13 protein-coding genes are annotated in these 18,848 nt (G+C 69.6%); 3 read left to right on the plus strand and 10 right to left on the minus strand.

Features of this window, described 5'->3' with window-relative positions; translation table 11 throughout:
• Positions 1-4: 4 nt before the first annotated feature.
• The 3 genes from ACYVMZ_RS11600 to arc form a co-directional block, all read right to left on the minus strand.
• Complete coding sequence (locus ACYVMZ_RS11600) at positions 5-223, minus strand: ubiquitin-like protein Pup (RefSeq protein ID WP_071265979.1); 219 nt, start codon at positions 221-223, stop codon at positions 5-7.
• A 170-nt stretch (positions 224-393) separates the two neighbouring features.
• Positions 394-1,905, minus strand: coding sequence for a depupylase/deamidase Dop (gene dop / locus ACYVMZ_RS11605; RefSeq protein ID WP_461078348.1), 1,512 nt, complete (start codon positions 1,903-1,905; stop codon positions 394-396).
• 235 nt (positions 1,906-2,140) lie between these two features.
• The gene (arc, locus tag ACYVMZ_RS11610) at positions 2,141-3,907 is read right to left on the minus strand and encodes a proteasome ATPase (protein WP_461078350.1); all 1,767 of its coding nucleotides are present in this window, start codon (positions 3,905-3,907) and stop codon (positions 2,141-2,143) included.
• Between the two features lie 245 nt (positions 3,908-4,152).
• Here arc and ACYVMZ_RS11615 point away from each other — a divergent pair, with 245 nt between their 5' ends.
• The gene (locus ACYVMZ_RS11615; RefSeq protein WP_461078353.1) at positions 4,153-4,458 is read left to right on the plus strand and encodes a ferredoxin; all 306 of its coding nucleotides are present in this window, start codon (positions 4,153-4,155) and stop codon (positions 4,456-4,458) included.
• A 58-nt stretch (positions 4,459-4,516) separates the two neighbouring features.
• Here ACYVMZ_RS11615 and ACYVMZ_RS11620 read toward each other — a convergent pair whose 3' ends face one another.
• From ACYVMZ_RS11620 to ACYVMZ_RS11630, 3 genes are all read right to left on the minus strand, one after another.
• Positions 4,517-5,095, minus strand: a complete 579-nt coding sequence (locus ACYVMZ_RS11620) for a hypothetical protein (protein ID WP_461078355.1) — start codon at positions 5,093-5,095, stop codon at positions 4,517-4,519.
• 286 nt (positions 5,096-5,381) lie between these two features.
• Positions 5,382-6,284: a tRNA (adenine-N1)-methyltransferase gene (locus ACYVMZ_RS11625; protein WP_461078357.1), complete on the minus strand. Its 903-nt coding sequence runs from the start codon at positions 6,282-6,284 to the stop codon at positions 5,382-5,384.
• A gap of 58 nt (positions 6,285-6,342) precedes the next feature.
• On the minus strand, positions 6,343-8,055 hold the full coding sequence (locus ACYVMZ_RS11630) for a site-2 protease family protein (protein ID WP_461078544.1): 1,713 nt from the start codon (positions 8,053-8,055) through the stop codon (positions 6,343-6,345).
• A 705-nt stretch (positions 8,056-8,760) separates the two neighbouring features.
• Here ACYVMZ_RS11630 and ACYVMZ_RS11635 point away from each other — a divergent pair.
• Positions 8,761-9,804, plus strand: a complete 1,044-nt coding sequence (locus tag ACYVMZ_RS11635; protein ID WP_461078359.1) for a RecB family exonuclease — start codon at positions 8,761-8,763, stop codon at positions 9,802-9,804.
• 14 nt (positions 9,805-9,818) lie between these two features.
• Positions 9,819-10,490, plus strand: a complete 672-nt coding sequence (locus ACYVMZ_RS11640) for a response regulator (protein WP_461078361.1) — start codon at positions 9,819-9,821, stop codon at positions 10,488-10,490.
• Between the two features lie 83 nt (positions 10,491-10,573).
• Here the strand turns inward: ACYVMZ_RS11640 and ACYVMZ_RS11645 are convergent, their stop codons facing one another.
• The 4 genes from ACYVMZ_RS11645 to metH form a co-directional block, all read right to left on the minus strand.
• A complete protein-coding gene (locus tag ACYVMZ_RS11645) occupies positions 10,574-12,154 on the minus strand; it encodes an ABC transporter substrate-binding protein (RefSeq protein WP_461078363.1) in 1,581 nt (526 codons plus the stop codon).
• Positions 12,155-12,257: 103 nt separating this feature from the next.
• On the minus strand, positions 12,258-13,862 hold the full coding sequence (locus ACYVMZ_RS11650) for an ABC transporter substrate-binding protein (RefSeq protein ID WP_461078365.1): 1,605 nt from the start codon (positions 13,860-13,862) through the stop codon (positions 12,258-12,260).
• A 458-nt stretch (positions 13,863-14,320) separates the two neighbouring features.
• Positions 14,321-15,019: an HAD family hydrolase gene (locus ACYVMZ_RS11655; protein ID WP_461078367.1), complete on the minus strand. Its 699-nt coding sequence runs from the start codon at positions 15,017-15,019 to the stop codon at positions 14,321-14,323.
• Positions 15,020-15,243: 224 nt separating this feature from the next.
• Complete coding sequence (gene metH / locus ACYVMZ_RS11660; RefSeq protein WP_461078369.1) at positions 15,244-18,756, minus strand: methionine synthase; 3,513 nt, start codon at positions 18,754-18,756, stop codon at positions 15,244-15,246.
• Positions 18,757-18,848: the final 92 nt, after the last annotated feature.

An 18,848-nucleotide genomic window follows, 5' to 3' on the forward strand; every position in this document is an offset into this window, starting at 1 on the left:
GAGCCTACTGCCCGCCCTTCTGAACGAACGACCTCACGAAATCCTCGGCATTCTCTTCCAAGACGTCGTCGATCTCGTCCAGGACGGAGTCCACGTCGTCCGACAGCTTCTCGTGCCGCTCCTTGAGGTCCTCCGAAGCCTGCGCCTCCGGCGCCTGCTCCTCGACCTCCTCGGTGGACCGGGTGGCCTTCTGCTGTCCGCCGCCGGTGTCCTTGGTCGCCATCACCCTCACCCCGCTCGGTTCGCCCGACACAGTTGCTCGGTCAAGATCAGACCCTACAAGCCGGGTCTGACAATGGCCCCGCAGTTTCTCCAACGTACGGGGGCCACCTCGATGATTCCCGGGCCCGGGGCTTTCCACCCTGCCCGGCGGACTGAAGCCCGAGTACCCACTCAGCCGCCCGACAGCACCCTGACCAGGTCTTCCGCCGTGCGGCAGCGGTCCAGGAGCTCCTTGACGTGATTACGCGTTCCGCGAAGCGGTTCCAGGGTTGGGACGCGCTGCAGGGAATCCCGGCCCGGCAGGTCGAAGATCACCGAGTCCCAGGAGGCGGCCGCGACGTCGTCCGCGTACTGCTCCAGGCAGCGGCCGCGGAAGTACGCCCGCGTGTCCTCCGGCGGCTTCGTACGGGCCCGCTCGATGTCGGCCTCGTCCAGGAGGCGCTTCATGCGCCCGCGGGCCACCAGACGGTTGTACAGGCCCTTCTCGGGGCGTACGTCGGCGTACTGGAGGTCGACCAGGTGCAGCCGCGCCGCATCCCAGTCGAGGTCGTCGCGGCGCCGGTAGCCCTCCATGAGCTCCCGCTTGGCGACCCAGTCCAGCTCGCCGGCCAGGCTCATCGGGTCGTTCTCCAGGCGGGTGAGGGTGTCCTCCCAGCGGGACAGGATGTCCTTGGTCTGCTCGTCGGCGTCCGCCCCGAACCGCTCCTCCACGTACTTGCGCGCCAGCTCGTAGTACTCCATCTGGAGCTGGACCGCGGTGAGCGTGCGGCCACTACGGAGGGTGACCAGACGCTTCAGCGAGGGGTCGTGCGAGACCTGGTGGAGGGTGCGGACGGGCTGGTCGACGGCCAGGTCGACGGCGATGAAGCCGTCCTCGATCATCGACAGGACCAGGGCGGTCGTGCCCAGCTTCAGGTACGTCGAGATCTCCGACAGGTTCGCGTCGCCGATGATCACGTGCAGGCGCCGGTACTTCTCGGCGTCCGCGTGCGGCTCGTCCCGGGTGTTGATGATCGGGCGCTTCAAGGTGGTCTCGAGGCCGACCTCGACCTCGAAGTAGTCGGCGCGCTGGCTGAGCTGGAAGCCGTGCTCGTGCCCGTCCTGGCCGATGCCGACGCGGCCCGCTCCGGCGAAGACCTGACGGGAGACGAAGAACGGCGTCAGGTGGCGCACGATGTCCGAGAAGGGGGTCTCCCGCTTCATCAGGTAGTTCTCGTGCGTGCCGTAGGACGCGCCCTTGTTGTCGGTGTTGTTCTTGTACAGGTGGATCGGCTGGGCACCGGGCAGCTGGGCGGCGCGCTCCGCCGCCTCGGCCATGATCCGCTCGCCGGCCTTGTCCCACAGGACGGCGTCCCTGGGGTTGGTGACCTCCGGGGCGCTGTACTCGGGGTGGGCGTGGTCGACGTAGAGCCGTGCTCCATTGGTGAGGATCACGTTGGCCAGGCCGATGTCCTCGTCGGTGAGCTGGCTGGCGTCGGCGGCCTCGCGGGCGAGGTCGAAGCCTCGCGCGTCGCGCAGCGGATTCTCCTCCTCGAAGTCCCAGCGGGCCCGGCGGGCCCGGTGCATCGCCGCCGCGTAGGCGTTGACGATCTGGGACGAGGTGAGCATGGCATTGGCGTTGGGGTGGCCGGGGACGGAGATGCCGTACTCCGTCTCGATGCCCATTACTCGCCGTACGGTCATGCGGCCCTCCTTGCCCGGCGGCGCCCTCGGTCGTGGACGCCGCTCAGATACCGCTGGCGCTCGGTTGCGTGTGCGGTGCCCGTCCCCGCACTGCGCGACTCGGCGGTACGGAAGAGCCTAGAACGCCTTTGCGCTGGTGGGGAGATCATTTGCGTCATTGCTGTGCTCCAGCCGTGGCCCCGAAAAACAGTCGGCTGCGGGTACCCGCTGAGGGCACCCGCAGCCGCCCTGCCTTTTACAGGTACTGACCGGTGTTCGCCACCGTGTCGATGGAGCGTCCGGTGTCCGCACCCTGCTTTCCGGTGATGAGCGTACGGATGTACACGATCCTTTCGCCCTTCTTGCCGGAGATGCGAGCCCAGTCGTCCGGGTTGGTGGTGTTGGGCAGGTCCTCGTTCTCCTTGAACTCGTCTACGCAGGCCTGGAGCAGGTGGGAGACGCGGAGGCCCTTCTGGTTCTTCTCAAGGAAGTCCTTGATCGCCATCTTCTTGGCGCGGCCCACGATGTTCTCGATCATGGCGCCGGAGTTGAAGTCCTTGAAGTAGAGGACTTCCTTGTCGCCGTTGGCGTAGGTGACCTCCAGGAAGCGGTTCTCCTCGGATTCGGCGTACATCTGTTCCACGGCCGTCTGGATCATGGCCTGGACGCAGGCGCCCTTGTCGCCGCCGTGTTCCGCGAGGTCCTCGGCGTGCAGCGGGAGGCGCTCGGTGAGGTACTTGCCGAAGATGTCCTTGGCCGCCTCGGCGTCCGGACGCTCGATCTTGATCTTCACGTCGAGCCGGCCGGGCCGCAGGATGGCGGGGTCGATCATGTCCTCGCGGTTCGAGGCGCCGATCACGACCACGTTCTGCAGGCCCTCCACGCCGTCGATCTCGGCGAGCAGCTGCGGGACGATGGTGTTCTCCACGTCCGAGCTGACACCGGAGCCACGGGTGCGGAAGAGGGACTCCATCTCGTCGAAGAAGACGATGACGGGCGTGCCCTCGCTGGCCTTCTCACGGGCCCGCTGGAAGACCAGGCGGATCTGCCGCTCGGTCTCACCGACGTACTTGTTCAGCAGCTCGGGGCCCTTGATGTTGAGGAAGAAGCTCTTGCCGGCGGCCTGGCCGGTCACCTCGGCGACCTTCTTGGCCAGCGAGTTGGCCACCGCCTTGGCGATCAGGGTCTTGCCGCATCCAGGGGGCCCGTACAGCAGGACGCCCTTGGGCGGCCGCAGTTCGTGCTCCTTGAACAGGTCGGGGTAGAGGTACGGCAGCTCGACCGCGTCGCGGATGGCCTCGATCTGGTTGCCGAGGCCGCCGATCTGCTCGTAGCCGATGTCAGGGACCTCTTCGAGGACGAGTTCCTCGACCTCGCTCTTCGGCACGACCTCGTAGACGTATCCGGAGCGGGGTTCGAGCAGCAGGGCGTCGCCGGGGCGGATGGTGACGTCCAGCAGTGGCTCGGCGAGCCGTACCACCCGCTCCTCGTCGGTGTGCCCGAGCACCAGGGCGCGCTCGCCGTCCTCGAGGATCTCCTTGAGGGTGACGATGTCGCCGACGCGCTCGTACTCCATGGCCTCGACCACGTTGAGCGCTTCGTTCAGCATCACTTCCTGGCCGCGCCGCAGCTCGTCGAGCTCGACGCTGGGGCTGACGTTCACCCGGAGCTTGCGGCCCCCGGTGAAGATGTCGGCGGTGCCGTCCTCGTTCGCCTGCAGGAAGACCCCGAAGCCGGCCGGCGGCTGGGCGAGCCGGTCGACCTCCTCCTTGAGGGCCACGATCTGGTCACGGGCCTCACGGAGCGTGTTCGCGAGTCGTTCGTTCTGGGCGGACACGCCGGCCAGGTTGGTCTGCAGCTCGACGATCCGCTCTTCGAGAATCCTCGTGTGTCGCGGAGAGTCGGCGAGCTTGCGTCGCAGGACGGCGATCTCCTGCTCAAGGTAGGCGATCTGCCCGGCCGGGTCGTCGGACCCGCGTCCCGGGCGGATGCCGCGGTTCATGTCGTCGTCGTGGGCTGCCACGGTCCTCACCTCCTCCAAGGGGAGCTGGACGCTTCCAGACCCTACCTGGGCGGGTGTCGATTGAAACCCCTAGATCACAAAGACGGTCGGGGTGTGTCCGATCTTCACCCTTGCGCTCTCCCTCACGCCAGGGGAATACCCACCGCACATGATTGGAACCCAGTCGGAGGTAGGGTCGAAGCGTTCAACACCCGTCAGAGCTGGCCGGATTCCCGTTCGGCTCGGCGCAGGAAACGGCAGGAGAGATGAGCGTGCAGCAGGAGGCCGGGGTCGGCGGCGACGCACTGGAGGTCTGGATCGACCAGGACCTGTGTACCGGCGACGGCATCTGCGCCCAGTACGCGCCCGAGGTGTTCGAGCTGGACATCGACGGTCTGGCCTATGTGAAGAGCCCGGACGACGAGTTGCTGCAGGACAAGGGGGCGGCAACGCCGGTGCCGTTGCCGCTTGTCACGGATGTGATCGACTCCGCGAAGGAGTGTCCGGGCGAGTGCATCCACGTGCGTCGCGTTTCGGACAGGGTCGAGGTGTACGGACCCGACGCCGGGTGACCGTTTCGGTACGCCCTGTCACAACTGTCTGATTCCTCACACGCCGGACGCACGTGTCTCACACGCTGCGGGCTCCGGCCGGGGTCGAGCGGACGAACGCGCCGTTCTTCCAACGCCACTTCACGTCGCTCGTCACGTCGGGGCAGCAACGGGGCACGTCGGCCGACGAGTAGCCGAGGAGCGTGGCGGTGACGGCGCCGTCGCGCACGGCGAAGTCACCGACGGTGGTGCTGTCCTTGGGGTCGACCAGGGTGGCCACCACGCGTGGCTTGTCGCTGTCGGCGGCGCGCGTGAGGACGTACACGCCGTCCGGCGGGGTGCCCATGGGGGCGTCGCAGTGGACCACCGCGACCGTCTCGGGCCTGCCGTCGCCGTCCAGGTCCCCGGAGGCCTTCTTCTTCACCACGGCCTTGACCGGGCCGCACTCGATCGGGAACTCGACATCCGCCGGGTCCGGGGGCGTGAGGTTCGCCGGGGCACTCCTGGTCTGCGGGCCGACCGCCTGGGCAGCCGTTGCGGGGCCGGGCTGGAGCACCGAGGACAGGGCCACGACCGCGGCGACGGCCGTGGCGGTGGCGAGCCAGTGGATCGGGCGGGTGTGAGTGTGGGCGAGCTCCGGGACGGCGGAAGGCTGCACTAGGAGGGTCTCCTGTGAGGGCTGTGCCGGTGGTGGGGGGTGGCCAGCATCGTGCCACACGTCACAGGTGCGGGGGAACGGCGGGGGTGTGAACTTCCCCCCGCACGGGAACCCGCGGGGGTTTGGGGAATCTCGTGCGGATTACGGATTCTGGCGCCGTGTCAACGCACAGGCCGTCTTGTCAACGCAGGCCGTCGTGCCAACGCAAAGGCGCCGTGGCCGAGTTCCCACGGGTCTCGGGAACTCGGCCACGGCGCCTGCACGTTGTACGCGGCACCGGGCCGGCTCAGCGGCCGGCGCCTCCGGTGGCGTTCGGGCCCTCGTAGTCCTCGCCGTAGGCGCCCTTGGCGGGCCGGCGGCGGCGCATGGGCGGCTCGACGCCGTCGGCGAGACGACGGGCGGTGAGCAGGAAGCCGGTGTGGCCGATCATCCGGTGGTCCGGGCGGACGGCCAGGCCCTCGATGTGCCAGTTGCGGATCATCGTCTCCCAGGCGGTCGGCTCGTTGAAGCAGCCGATCTCGCGGATGGACTCGACGGTCCGGGCGAGCTGGGTGGTGGTCGCGACGTAGCAGCACAGGATGCCGCCGGGCACGAGGGCCTTGGAGACGGCCTCCAGGCACTCCCAGGGGGCGAGCATGTCGAGGATGACGCGGTCTACGTCGGTGTCGGACAGGTTGTCCTGGAGGTCACCGACGGTGAGCTGCCAGGCGGGGTGCGGGCCGCCGAAGTAGCGCTCCACGTTCTGCTGCGCGATCTCCGCGAAGTCGGCTCGGCGCTCGTAGGAGTGCAGCATGCCCTGGTCGCCGATGGCGCGCAGCAGGAAGCTGCTGAGCGAGCCGGAGCCGACGCCGGCCTCCACGACGCGGGCGCCGGGGAAGATGTCGGCGAAGGCGAGGATCTGCCCCGCGTCCTTCGGGTACACGACGGCTGCCCCGCGGGGCATGGACAGGACGTAGTCGGGGAGCAGGGGGCGCAGCGCGAGGTAGGCGACGTTCCCGGTGGTGCGGACAACGCTGCCCTCGGGAGCGCCGATCAGTTCGTCGTGCGGGAAGGAACCCTTGTGGGTGTGGAAGTTCTTCCCGGCCTCGAGCGTGAACGTGTAGTGGCGGCCCTTGGGGTCGGTCAGCTGTACCTGGTCCCCGACCTTGAAGGGCCCGCGCCTGCGGGCGGCACCGGTCGGTTCGGACATGTGACCAGCCTACCGGCAGCCGCGGGGGCCGATGACCACCGCTGCAGGAGAGCGGTGCTCAGCTGGGGCGGGCCATGGCCTTGACGAAGGCGCGCTCGACGTCGGCGGCGGACAGGACGCCGTAGATCTCGCCGGTCTCCTCCACCACCAGGTACTCGGTCGCCGGGGTCGCCCGCAGGGCGTCCAGGAGCTCCTCGCCCGCCAGCTCCGCCGAGACGCGCATGCCGTCGGTGAGCTCCTGGGCGAGGCCGCTGACCGCGACCCAGGGGCGGCGGTGCTCGGGTACACCGACGATGGCGGCCTCGCGGACGATCGACAGGGGACTGCCATCGGCGTCGACGACGACGAGCGCGCGGGCGCCGGCGGCGTTGGCGCGGCGCAGGGCCTCCGACAGCGGGGTGTCGGTCTCGACGGGGACCGCGCGGCGAGTGAGGGTGCGGGCGCGCAGCTCCGGGAGGTGCTCGCGCAGGCGGGCCATGCGCAGGCTGTTGCCCGCGCCGGTCCAGATGATCGCGGCGAGGATGGCGGCGAGCAGGGCGTCCATGACCGTGTCCATGCCGACGTTGTCCACGGCGTCGGAGCCGAGGGCTCCGGACTGGGTGAGCATCGGCAGGCCGAGGAGGACGGAGACGGCGAGGGCGCGGCCGACCCAGGCGGCGGCGATGGTGCCGCTCATCGGCTTTCCGGTGATCTTCCAGACGACCGCGCGGAGCATGCGGCCGCCGTCGAGGGGCAGGCCGGGCAGGAGGTTGAAGACGGCCACAATGAGGTTGGAGATCATCAGGCCGGCCAGCAGGACGCCCGGGACGGTGCCCGGTTCGACGGTCTGCAGGGCGAGGTAGAAGAGGCCCGCGAGGGCGAGCGACAGCAGCGGGCCGACGAAGGCGAGCACGAACTCGCGGCCCGGGGTCTCGGCCTCCTTCTCGATCTCGGAGACACCGCCGAAGAACTGGAGCCGGATGCGCCGGACCGGAAGCTTGAAGCGGAGGGCGGCGACGGTGTGGGCCAGCTCGTGGACGAGTACGGAGGCGTAGAAGGCGACCGCGAAGAAGAGGGAGACCAGGTAGCGGACGGCGCCGAGCTCGGGCAGCACGCGGTCGAGCTGGCCGCCGAACACCCAGGTGATCAGAACGGCGACGAGGAACCAGCTCGGCGCGACGTACACGGGCACCCCGAACGGCCGCCCCATCAGCAGCCCACCCCGGGGCTCGGGCGGTCGCGGGGCAGGGCCCTGGGGGGTGCCGGAGTGGGCCGGCGTGCGGTCATGGGGGGTGCTGGTGGGTGTTGCGGGGGGCGTGGGCGGGTGCGGGGTTTCGCTCGTGCCGGGGAAAGCGGAGGCCTCGGGCGGGCGAGGGGTCACGTCGGTGCCGGGTGCGGAGGCCTCGGATGGTCGGAGGGCGTCACCGGTGCCGGGAGCGGGAGCCGTCCCGGACGGGCGCGCGGCGTCGCCGACCCCGGGTGCGGAAACCCCGGACGGACGGGCGGCATCGCCAGCGCCCTGTGCTGATGGCCAGGACGGGCGTGCGGCGTCGCCGGAACCGGGTGCCGAGGGCCCGGACGGACGGGCGGCCTCACCGCCCCTGGGCGCCGAAACACCCGACGGACGGGCGGCGTCACCGACACCGGGTGTGCTGTCCGAGCCGACGGGCTCGCCGGTGCCGGGTGCCGGGGCGGCGCCCGGGCGGGTCTCGGGCTGCGGCTCCCGCGGCTCGGGCTGCCGGTCGGCAGTTGTCCGGTGGGCGGCTGCTGCGTCTGACGCCGACTCGGGCACTTGGCCGCCGTCGGCGGACTTGGCCGGGTCCTGGGCCGCAGGGTCGTCGGAACTGGCCGGGCCCTGGGCCGCAGCGTCGTGGGACTTGGCCGTGTGCTGGGCGGCAGCATGGCTGTCGGCAGGCGCGTCCGCGGCCTGAGCCGCACCGCTGCCAGCAGACTCACCCACGCTTGGAGCCGCACCACCATCCACAGACTCACCGGTGCCCTGAGCCGCACGGCGGTCGGCAGACTCACCCCGACGACGCTGCAGCTCCCCCTGCTCCTCCGCCGGGTCGGGGCCGCCCGAACCCTGTATGACGGGCTGGTCCTCAGCCCCGGCCCGTTCCGCGGTCGGCTTCGCCTGAGGCCGTGCGGTGCCGAAGCGCCGTACGTCCGTGGACTGTTCGTCGGTCGGGACGGACTCGGTGGGGCCGGGGTCGGGGCGTGCGGGGTCGGCGGCCGGGGCCGCTGGACCTGCGTGGCGCTCGGCCGACTCGTCGTTGCCGGACCGCGGCTGCCCGCGCCCGCCGCTCTCGTCCACCGGTGTCCCCTCGTTCGAAGATTCGAAGAAGCGTCTCCCGCGCCTGCCGGACGGGAGGGTCTCGAGTCGATGGTATGCGGCCGTCGCGACGCGTTCCGCCCCGGCACCCCAGTGTCACCGTGCGTCGCGGGCGTCACGACCGCGGCTGGGTCACTGTCAGTGGCGGGCCGTAAGGTCTGGGGCATGGAGACGAGCACCGAGGGCGCGATGGAGGCCCCCAGCAGCCCTGCCACGGCGGCGGATCCGCCGGCGACGGCCGGGACGGCGGCGACCGTGGTCACGGACACGGACACGGATACGGTCACGGTCACCGACACCGACACCGACACCGACACCGACAAGCACCTGGTCACGGCCACCGTGGCCGAGCCCGCCGTCATACCGCCTGCCTCGCTGTCCCCCTCGCGTGCCAGTGACTTCATGCAGTGCCCGCTGCTGTACCGGTTCCGGGTCATCGACCGGCTGCCCGAGAAGCCGAGCGAGGCGGCGACGCGGGGCACCTTGGTGCACGCGGTGCTCGAGCGGCTCTTCGACGCCCCGGCGGCCGAGCGCACCGCGCCTCGGGCCAAGTCCCTCATCCCCGCCCAGTGGGACCGGCTGCGCGAGACGCGGCCGGAGGTCGTGGAGCTGTTCGCCGACGATCCGGAGGGCGAGCGGCTCGCGCGCTGGCTCGCCGAGGCGGAGCAGCTCGTCGAGCGCTGGTTCACCCTGGAGGACCCCTCCCGGCTGGAGCCGGCCGAGCGCGAGTTGTTCGTCGAGGCCGAGCTGGATTCCGGGCTGCGGCTGCGCGGGATCATCGACCGGGTCGACGTGGCGCCCACGGGCGAGGTGCGGATCGTCGACTACAAGACGGGCAAGGCACCCCGGCCCGAGTACGCCGAGGGCGCGCTGTTCCAGATGAAGTTCTACGCCCTGGTGGTGTGGCGGCTGAAACAGGTCGTGCCGCGGCGGCTGCAGCTCGTCTACCTCGGCAGCGGTGACGTGCTGACGTACGACCCCGTCCTCGCCGACCTGGAGCGTGTCGAGCGCAAGTTGCTGGCGCTGTGGGACGCGATCCGGCTGGCGACGGAGACGGGCGACTGGCGGCCCCGTCCCACCAAGCTGTGCGGCTGGTGCGACCACCAGGTGCACTGCCCGGAGTTCGGCGGCACTCCCCCGCCGTATCCGCTGCCGGTGAGGGCGGCCGAGTCGGACGGTGCCGCGCAGGGCAGAATGGGGCCGGACTAGCGAAGGAGACTTACGTGGCCATCCGCGTCCTACTGGTCGACGACCAGCCGCTGCTGCGTACGGGCTTCCGGATGATCCTGGAAGCGGAGCAGGACATCGCGGTCGTCGGCGAGGCCGGAGACGGCCTCCAGGCACTCGACCAGGTGCGGGCCCTGCAGCCCGATGTGGTTCTGATGGACATCCGCATGCCGCGGATGGACGGTGTGGAGGCGACCCGGCAGATCACCGGTCCCGGGCGGGACGGCCCGGCGAAGGTGCTCGTGCTGACCACGTTCGACCTCGACGAGTACGTGGTGGAGGCGCTGAAGGCGGGCGCCAGCGGCTTCCTGCTGAAGGACGCCCCGGCCACTGAGCTGGTGCAGGCGATCCGCGTGGTGGCCGGCGGTGAGGCGATGCTCGCGCCGAGCATCACACGCCGGCTGCTCGACAAGTACGCCACGCATCTGCCCTCGGGCGACGAGCCGGTCCCGGACACCCTGCACACGCTCACCGACCGCGAGGTCGAGGTGCTGAAGCTGGTGGCGCGGGGGCTGTCCAACGCCGAGATCGCCGCCGACCTGTTCGTCAGCGAGACCACCGTCAAGACGCACGTCGGGCACGTCCTGACCAAGTTGGGTCTGCGTGACCGGGTGCAGGCCGCGGTGTACGCGTACGAGAGCGGGCTGGTGCGTCCCGGCGCCCAGTAGGCCCACCACCAGGAGGCCCACAACGAGCAAGAGAGGGCGCCCCCTTCCGAGGAAGAGGGCGCCCTGCGCGTGCGTAGGCGGGCTCAGCCCTTGCTCAGCTCCCAGAACCGGAACACGGTCGAGGCGTCCAGGCAGTACTCCAGCCCGTAGACGCCGTCGCGGGCGACCGCGTACTGCTTGGCCTGCCAGACCGGCAGGACGGGCAGTTCGGCGGCGACGATGTCCTGCAGTTCGCCGTACTCCTTGTCGGTGGCGGAGCGGTCGCTCTGCGCGGCGGTGCGCGGTATGAGCGTGCCGGTGATCGTGCTGTTGCTGTAGTTGTTGCCCAGCACGTTGCCCTTGCCGAAGAAGGGGGCCGTGAAGTTGTCGGCGTCCGGGTAGTCCGGGATCCAGCCCTTCACGTACACGCCGTACTTGCCGGCGGCGATGTCCTTCTCGTACTGGTCGAAGGCGACGGACTTCACGTCGGCCTCGAACAGCCCGCTGGCGTTGAGCTGGCCCGCGATGGCCTTCAACGCCGCGTCGGTGGCCGGGCCGTAGCGGGACGGGGTGGACCACAGGGTCAGCTTCACCTTGCCGTCGATGCCCTCGGCGCGCAGGGCGGCGGCGGCCTTGGCCGTGGAGGGGCGGGCGCCGTAGGTGTCGAAGAAGGCCGTGTTGTGGCCGGCGATACCAGCCGGGATGATCGAGTACAGCGGGGTGGCCGTGCCCTGGTACACGTCCTTGATGAGGGCTTCGCGGTCGATCAGGTGGGCGATGGCCTTGCGGACGCCGAGCTTTCCGGCGACCGGGTGGTTCATGTTGAAGACCAGGTGCTGGACCTCGGCGCTGCTGCCCTCGACGACCTCCACGCCGGAGCCGTCGTCGGCCTTCTCGATGTCCGCGATGTCGTGCGCGGTCAGGCCGCGGTAGGCGATGTCGACCTCGCCGTCCATGAGGGCCTGCTTCAGGGCCGTCTGGTCGCCGTGGAAGAACTTCAGCGTCACGCCGGAGTTCTGCACCTCGGCGGTGCCCTTGTAGTTCTCGTTGGCCGAGAAGACGGCCTCGTCCTCGCCGAACGAGTCGAGTTTGTACGGGCCGGAGCCGACGGCCTCGCCGTCCTTGCGCAGCCCGTCCGCGTCGTACTGGCGGTGGTTCACGATGGAGCCGGCACCGGAGGCGATCTTGCTCGGGAAGGTGGCGTCGGGCTTGTTGAGCTGGAAGACGACCGTCTTCTCGTCCGGCGTCTCGACCTTGTCGAGCATGGGGAACATGATCGCGGGACCGTCGGCGTCGCTGATCTTCAGCATGCGGTCGAAGGAGAACTTGACGTCCTCGGAGGTGAGCGGGTCACCGTTGCTGAACTTGAGCCCGTCCTTCAGCGTGCACTTGTAGACCTTGGTCTCCGCGTCCGTGAAGGCGCAGCTCTCGGCGGCCTCGGGCTGCGGTTCCGTGGCCCCCTTGGGGAAGCTGAGCAGCGACTGGAAGACGTTGTTGAACAACAGCCAGGAGCCGGGGTCGTAGCCGGAGGCGGGGTCCGTGGCCAGGACGTCGTCGGACATCCCCATCACCACATTGGAGCCGTTCCCCCCGGAATCACCGGTCTCCGTTCCGCAGCCGGTCAGCAGGCCGGAGGCCAGCCCCGCCACGATCGGCAGGACCGGCCACTGGTTGCGCATGTTCACGTGTGTGTGCCTTGTCGTCGGTTGTGGAGAAGCCGGAGCCCGTCCCAGGCTCCGGGCACGGCACCCGGAGCCACGGTCCAGGGCCCCGGGCGCAGGTGGTAGGTCAGCCGCTCACACCGCGACCGAGCTCCCACAACTGGAGGGTCGAGGAGGAGTTGAGGGCGTACGCGGTGCCGGTGACGTCACCGCGGGTGGCGACGTACTGCTTGCCCTGCCACAGCGGCAGCACCGGTACGTCGTCGGCCACGATGTTCTGCATGTCCGTCAGGCTGTCGGCGGCCGACAGCCGGTCGGCCTCGCGGCGGGACTGCGGGATCAGTACGCTGCGGATCTCGCGGTTGGCGTACGGCGAGCCGAGGAAGTTGTCCTTGTCGAGGAACGGGGCGAGGAAGTTGTCGGCGTCCGGGAAGTCCGGGAACCAGCCCATGCCGTAGACGTCGTACTCCCCCTTCTGCTCGGCCGGGCGGAACTCCGACCACGGGGTGCCCTCGATGCTGACGTCGAACAGGCCGCTGTCGTTGAGCTGTTTCCGCAGCAGCTCGAACTCCTCCTTGGTGGCCGGGCCGTAGTGGTCGGTGGTGTAGTGCAGCGTCAGCTTCACCGGGGTGGTGACGTTGGCGTTGGCCAGCAGAGCTTTGGCCTTGGAGACGCTCGGGTCGCCGTACTTGTTGAAGAACGAGTTGGAGTGGCCGGTGATGCTGGCCGGCACCAGGGAGTACAGCGGCTCCGCCTGGGAGCCGTAGACCTTGGAGACGAGCTCGCTGCGGTTGACGAGCTGTGCCATCGCCTGGCGGACGGCCTTCGACTTCACGGTGGGGGCGTTGGTGTTGAAGGCGAGGTAGCGGATCTCCAGGCCGGACATCTCGACGAGGTCGATGTCGCCGCCCCGGGCGTTGGAGAGCTTCTGGATCTGCTCCGGCGACATGGTGCGGGTCATCAGGTCGATGTCGCCCTTCTCCAGCGCGTCGCCCATGGTGTCGGCGTCGTCGAAGGAGACCATCTCGACCTCGTCGTTCTTCACCTCCAACGCGCCCTTGTAGTTCGGGTTCTTGGTGAACACGGCCCTGACCAGCTCGTCGCCCTTGGTCTCGGCGTGGAACGTGTACGGGCCGGAGCCGTCCACGGCGAAGCCGTCGCGGAGCTTGTCCTTCGCGTAGTCGTCCGGGTCGACGATGCCCGCGACGGGGGTCGACAGCTTGAACGGGAACGTGGCGTCCGCCGTCCTGAGGTGGAAGATGACCTCGCGGTCGCCCTGGGTCTCGACGGTGTCGATGGTGGACAGCAGCGCGAACACGCCGCTGTCGGCCTTGATCGAGCGGGCGCGGTCGATGGAGTACTTCACGTCGGCCGCGGTCACCGGGTCGCCGCCCGCGAACTTCAGGCCTTCGCGCAGGGTGCAGGCGTAGCGCTCGTTGCCGGCGTCGGTGAAGCCGCACTTCTCGGCGGCCTCGGGCACCGGCTCGCCCTCGCCGCGGGGCTGCACCATCAGGGTCTGCACGGTCTGGCGCAGGATGTTCCAGGTGCCGACGTCGTAGGCGTACGCGGGGTCGAGGGGCGCGGGGGCGTCCTTCGAGGCGGTGAACCGGTCCGTGGTGCCGACGACGATCGCGTCGCCACTGCTGCCCCCGCCGTCGGTTCCGCCGCAGGCGGCGAGGACCGGCGCGAGCAGGCCGATCACGGCCGGCAGCACCAAAGTCTTGCGGTTCATGCTCGAGTTTCTCCAGAGCTGTCGACTCCGTGTATCCGGCATGCATGGGTGGCTCGGCGGATCACGGAGCAGGGGTTCGATGTTCTCGCGACGAGATTAGTCCGCACCTGCACGGCGGTTCGCCGCCACCGGAGTTGAGACCCCATCACGCAGTGAAACCGGGCGTGGACACACCGAAAAACCGACAGCGGAAGGATTCGTGCAGCGTCTCACCAATCGGGACACAAGGGCACGCCGACCGCCCCCGAAAGGGGGTGAACAGCACACGGAGGGCCTCCTGTCGACTCCACATGACGTGGCGAACGTCACATCGGCGACTGCCTCGCGAGGTGCCGGAATTCGGCCATCCACAACGGCCCGAATTCCTTCGGACACGTGTCCTGTTCCTTCGGACACACGCCTTGTGAATTACCACCCTAAGGGCACTGCACGCTGTGTGAACACCCAGCGCATTTCCGTCATCGAGCGGCGATCAGACCGTGCAGAAATGTCAGGTCAATCTCTTCCAGCGACGTCACGACCGTCCGCCGGGCGGCCGGTGCGATGGGAGCCACGGAGGGCACGGCCACGACGTGGCAGCCCGCGGCCTCCGCGGCGGCGACGCCGGTCGCGGTGTCCTCGATGACGGCACAGCGGGCCGGGTCGACGCCGAGCCCGGCGGCGGCCGTCAGGTACGGGTCGGGGTGGGGCTTGGTACGCGGCACCTCGTCACCGGCGACCGTCAGGGCGAAGTGGTGCGCTCCGAGCGAGGTCAGCACGCGGTCGATGATGCGCCGGTGCGAGGCGGAGACCAGGGCCGTGGGGATCTCGCACTCGTACAGCTCGGCCAGCAGCCGGGCGGCCCCCGGCATCAGCGGCAGGGCGCGGGCGATGCGGTCCTCGAAGCCCTCGTTGAGCAGCACCGTCAGCTCGGCGAGGGTGATGTCGGCCCCGGTCGCCTCGATGAGGAACCCGGCACTGCGCGTCATGGGCCCGCCGACCACGACATGGCGCCAGGAGTCGTCGAGCGTGTGGCCGAGGGAGGCGAAGACCTCGACCTCGACGTCCCACCAGAAACCCTCCGTGTCCACGAGGGTGCCGTCCATGTCGAGGAGCACCGCCTGCAGGGCGGAGCCTTCGGCCGTCCGGGTTCCGAGAGCGGGGACCGTACTGGTCATCCACGTACCTCCTTGAGGGACGATCAGGCCGGTTCCCAGATAAGGAACCGGCCTGCGGTGGACCGACCAGTGTACGTCGTTCGCGAACGAAGCGCCTCGTTTAACCGGTGTACTGCGGGGCACACGGGAGAAGCCGCCGGGGGGCGACCCAGTGTGTGCGCCAAGGCCCGCCGTGACCGCCCCGAGAGGTGGTCACAGCGGGTTTCCGTGGCCGTACGTACGGCTCAGCGGGCGTTGAAGTACTTCGCCTCCGGGTGGTGGATCACGATGGCGTCCGTGGACTGCTCGGGGTGCAGCTGGAACTCCTCGGACAGGCGGACGCCGATGCGCTCCGGCTGGAGCAGGTCGGCGATCTTCGCCCGGTCCTCCAGGTTCGGGCAGGCGCCGTAGCCGAGGGAGAAGCGGGCGCCGCGGTACTTCAGTTCGAACATGCCCTGCATCTCGTCCGGGTCCTCGCCGGCGAAGCCGAGTTCGGCGCGCACGCGCGCGTGCCAGTACTCGGCGAGCGCCTCGGCCAACTGCACGGACAGTCCGTGCAGTTCCAGGTAGTCACGATAGGCGTTGGACTCGAACAGTCGTGCGGTCTCCTCGCCGATGCGTGAGCCGACGGTGACGACCTGGAGCCCGACGACGTCCGTCTCCCCCGACTCCTCCGGCCGGAAGAAGTCGGCCAGACACAGGCGCCGGCCGCGCCGCTGACGCGGGAAGGTGAAGCGGGTCCGCTCGTTGCCCTGCTCGTCCAGGATGATCAGGTCGTCGTCCTTGGACACGCACGGGAAGTAGCCATAGACGACGGCCGCCTCCAGCAGGTTGTCCGTCTGCAGCTTGTCGAGCAGGCCGCGCAGCCGGGGCCGGCCCTCGGTCTCGACGAGTTCCTCGTACGACGGTCCCTCGCCGGTACGGGCCTGCTTCAGGCCCCACTGGCCCTTGAACAGGGCGCCCTCGTCCAGCCAGGACGCGTACTCCTTGAGCTGGACGCCCTTGATGACGCGGGTGCCCCAGAAGGGCGGCTCCGGGACGGGGTTGTCGGTGGCGACGTCGGAGCGGACCGAGCCCTCCTCCGGGCGTTCCTCGACCTCCACGGTGGCCGCCCTGACGCGGCGCTGCCGCAGCTCGGGCAGCTTCGCGCCGGGCACGCCGCGCTTGATGCCGATGAGGGCGTCCATCAGGCGCAGGCCCTCGAACGCGTCGCGGGCGTAGCGGACTTCGCCCTCGTAGATCTCGTGCAGGTCCTGCTCGACGTACGCGCGCGTGAGGGCGGCGCCGCCGAGGATGACCGGGTACTTGGCGGCCAGACCCCGGGTGTTGAGCTCCTCCAGGTTCTCCTTCATGATCACCGTGGACTTGACCAGGAGCCCGGACATGCCGATGACGTCGGCCTTGTTCTCCTCGGCGGCCTCCAGGATCGCGGAGACCGGCTGCTTGATGCCGAGGTTGACGACGTTGTAGCCGTTGTTGGACAGGATGATGTCGACGAGGTTCTTGCCGATGTCGTGCACGTCGCCGCGCACGGTGGCCAGCACGATGGTGCCCTTGCCGGCCTCGTCGGTCTTCTCCATGTGCGGTTCGAGGTAGGCCACCGCGGTCTTCATCACCTCGGCGGACTGCAGCACGAACGGCAGCTGCATCTGGCCGGAGCCGAACAGCTCGCCGACGACCTTCATGCCGTCCAGCAGCGTCTCGTTGACGATGTCGAGGGCGGGGCGGGACTGCAGCGCCTCGTCGAGGTCGGCCTCCAGGCCGTTGCGCTCGCCGTCGATGATGCGCCGCTTGAGGCGCTCGTCCAGCGGCAGGGCGGCCAGTTCCTCGGCCTTGCCGGCCTTGAGGGACTTGGCGGTGGCGCCCTCGAAGAGCTGCATGAGCTTCTGGAGGGGGTCGTAGCCTTCGCTGCGGCGGTCGTAGATCAGGTCGAGGGCCGTCTGCACCTCTTCCTCACTGAACCGGGCGATCGGCAGGATCTTCGACGCGTGCACGATCGCCGAGTCCAGGCCCGCCTTGACGCACTCGTCGAGGAAGACGGAGTTGAGCAGGATGCGCGCGGCCGGGTTGAGGCCGAAGGAGATGTTGGACAGGCCGAGCGTGGTCTGCACCTTGGGGTGGCGCTTCTTCAGCTCGCGGATCGCCTCGATGGTGGCGATGCCGTCCTTGCGGGACTCCTCCTGGCCGGTGCAGATGGTGAAGGTCAGACAGTCGACGAGGATGTCCTCCTCGTGGATGCCCCAGTTGCCGGTCAGGTCCGCGATCAGCCGCTCGGCGATCTCGACCTTCTTCTCGACCGTGCGGGCCTGCCCCTCCTCGTCGATGGTCAGCGCGATCAGCGCGGCGCCGTGCTCCTTGGCGAGCTGGGTGACCTTCGCGAACCGGGACTCGGGGCCGTCGCCGTCCTCGTAGTTCACCGAGTTGATCACCGCACGGCCGCCGAGCTTCTCCAGCCCGGCCCGGATCACGTCGACCTCGGTGGAGTCCAGCACGATCGGCAGGGTGGAGGCGGTGGCGAAGCGGCCGGCCAGCTCCTCCATGTCGGCGACGCCGTCGCGACCGACGTAGTCGACGCACAGGTCGAGCATGTGCGCGCCCTCGCGGATCTGCTCCCGGGCCATCTCCACACAGTCGTCCCAGCGGCCGTCGAGCATGGCCTCGCGGAACTTCTTCGAGCCGTTGGCGTTGGTGCGCTCGCCGATGGCCAGGTACGAGGTGTCCTGCCGGAACGGCACGCTCTGGTACAGCGAGGCCGCGCCCGGCTCGGGCTGCGGGTTCCGCTCGGGCGGCGCGATGTCCCGGACGCGCTCGACGAGCTGGCGCAGGTGCTCGGGGGTGGTGCCGCAGCAGCCGCCGACCAGGGACAGGCCGTAGTCGAGGACGAAGTTCTGCTGGGCGTCGGCCAGGCCCTCGGGGTCGAGCGGGAAGTGGGCGCCGTCCTTGGTGAGGATCGGCAGGCCCGCGTTCGGCATGCACAGCAGCGGGATACGGGAGTGGCGCGTGAGGTAGCGCAGGTGCTCGCTCATCTCGGCCGGGCCGGTGGAACAGTTCAGGCCGATCATGTCGATGCCCAGCGGCTCCAGCGCGGTCAGCGCCGCGCCGATCTCGGAGCCGAGCAGCATGGTGCCGGTGGTCTCGAAGGCCATCGAGCACAGCAGCGGGACCTCGACACCGGTCGCCTCCATGGCGCGGCGGGCGCCCAGGATGGACGCCTTCGTCTGGAGCAGGTCCTGCGTGGTCTCCACGATCAGCGCGTCGGCGCCGCCGGCCAGCAGGCCCTCGGCGTTGGCCTGGTAGCCGTCGCGGATGGTGCCGTACGCGATGTGGCCCAGCGTCGGCAGCTTGGTGCCGGGACCGACCGAGCCCAGCACCCAGCGGGGCCGGCCGTCCTGAGATGCGTACTCGTCGGCCGCCTCGCGGGCGATGCGGGCACCCGCCTCGGACAGCTCGTACACCCGGTCGGAGATGTCGTACTCCGCCATGGCCGTGTGGTTGGAGCCGAAGGTGTTGGTCTCGACGCAGTCGACGCCCACCGCGAAGTACGCGTCGTGGACGGAGCGGACGATGTCCGGGCGGGTCAGGTTCAGGATCTCGTTGCAGCCCTCGAGGTTCTGGAAGTCCTCGAGGGTGGGGTCCTGGGCCTGGAGCATGGTGCCCATCGCTCCGTCGGCGACGACCACACGGGTGGCGAGCGCCTCACGGAGGGCGGACACGCGGGTCCGGCTGTCGGCGGAAGGGGTCAGCGGCAACGAGGCCATGTACGGGGCTCCCTCGGGTGCGACGGCTGTCGGCTATGCGGCTTCCCCGGGAATCCGATCCCACGGGGATCCGGTCCCACGGGACCCGGTCC

This window comes from Streptomyces deserti (assembly GCF_054782695.1).